The sequence below is a fragment of the Mesorhizobium dulcispinae genome (assembly GCF_033977345.1).
In the GTDB taxonomy this organism is placed as follows: domain Bacteria; phylum Pseudomonadota; class Alphaproteobacteria; order Rhizobiales; family Rhizobiaceae; genus Mesorhizobium; species Mesorhizobium dulcispinae.
This window is the reverse complement of record NZ_JAVIIY010000056.1, coordinates 1-1,704: the sequence shown is the minus strand read 5'-3', so window position 1 is coordinate 1,704 and position 1,704 is coordinate 1. Positions and strand designations below refer to the sequence as shown.

Annotated in this window: 1 protein-coding gene and 1 pseudogene; both read right to left on the bottom strand. The window is 59.0% G+C overall.

Translation table 11 applies throughout. The features are described 5' to 3' along the window. A partial coding sequence (locus RFN30_RS32195) for a hypothetical protein (protein ID WP_120019105.1) occupies positions 1-295 on the bottom strand: 295 nt, incomplete at its 3' end. Beyond that, a pseudogene (gene tnpC / locus RFN30_RS32190) lies at positions 295-1,704 on the bottom strand (IS66 family transposase); the annotation flags it as partial. The pseudogene tnpC and the gene RFN30_RS32195, both read right to left, overlap by 1 nt.

Below are 1,704 nucleotides of genomic sequence, written 5' to 3'. Positions count from 1 at the left end.
ACCGCGGAGATTTCGCTTTGATGCGAGCGATGAGTTCCTGGTCAGCGACGAAGGCTTCGAGGAAGTCGTTCCATTCGTCAGCGGTGCGGCGAGCATGGGCAAGCATTTGCTCCAGCTCTTCAATGCCGTCGCGGGTAAGCGAAGTTATTGCCTCGTCCGGCCCGACGTAGACGCTGATGATGCTGCCGTAGCTCAGGTTGTCATCGTTGCTGACGATCGCCTGAAGGAGTTCAGAATCTTCGTCGAGCAATTTGGCGACGTAATCGATGCTGAACACATGGGTCACGGTTGCCATCAGGCTGCCTCGGCGCGGATGGCGGCGACAGGTAACCAATTCCAGGGAAGCAGCTCATCGAGGCGGTTGATCTTGTGATCGTGGATGCGGTCGAGCACGTCGGCCAGATAGGCCTGAGGATCGATGCCGTTCATCTTGGCCGTCTCGATAATAGTCATGGCACGTGCCAATGTCTCCGCACCCGTGTTGGCGCCAGCGAAGAGCCAATTTTTTCTTCCAATTCCAATTGGACGCAAGGCCCGCTCGGCAGCGTTGTTATCCATGGCGACACGACCGTCTTCCAGGAACAGGCAAAATGAGGACCAACGGCTCAGGCCATATCGGAAGGCTTTCGCCAGATCACCCTTGCCCGGAATACGGGTCAGTTGCGCTTCGACCCAGACACGCAATGCTTCGATCTTCGCTTTACTGTGCTTCTGACGCGCGGCAAGGCGGATATCGGCAGGCTGGCCTGCAACGTCGCGCTCGATGTCGTAAAGCGCACCGATGCGATCGAGAGCCTCGCGTGCGATCTCGGATTTGTTCGAGGTCCAGATATCATGGAAGTCACGTCGCCAATGCGCCCAGCATGAAGCCTCTCGGAAGCGGGATGTCCCGTCCAATCCAAGTTCATAAAGCTTCCCGTAGCCCTTATATCCATCAGCTTGAAGGATGCCGCTCGCCTGCCTGAGGTGATGGTGGACGTGCTCTTCCTTCCAGTCGGGAGCAAAGTAGTAGACCGCACCCGGCGGAGCAGCGCCCGCCCAGGGACGCTGATCGCGGACATAAGTCCAGATCCTGCCTTTCTTCACGCCCTTGCCCAAACCCTTATCCCGCAGAGAACGATCCAGCACCCGGATTGGGGTGTCGAGGAGGTCACTGCCCATGATCGCGGTCTCGATCCGCTCAATCAGCGGCTGAAGCACCTGCATGGCGCGACCGCACCAATCGACCAGCGTGCTGTCGGGAATGTCGGCGCCCATGCGGGCGAAGATCTCGTTCAGGCGATACAGTGGCAGATGGTCGTCGAACTTCGAGACCAGGATGTAAGCCAGCAGGCCGGCACCGCCATGCTGCCTGGTATTGGACGGCTTGGTGCCGGCAACTGCACCATCTTCTCGCAGCAACGGCAGGACTTCTTCAATCGAGCGACCTCGATGACCTTCATCTGCGCAGCGATCATGTCGAGGATTTCGCTGACGTCTTCGCCAACAAGGCGCAGTTCACCACCGCAATCGGGGCAGCAGGTACCAGGATCGAGTTCTTTGCGCTCGCGAGCTGCCTGTTCCGATACCCGCGGACGGCGGCGCATAGTCTTTTCGGGCGTGCTTGCCGCAGGCGCAGCAGGCACTGCCTCATCGACCTCGTCGAGCGGCTTGGTGCTGCTTTCCGATGCGGCGATTAAAAGATCCTCCAGCGCCAGTTCCAAC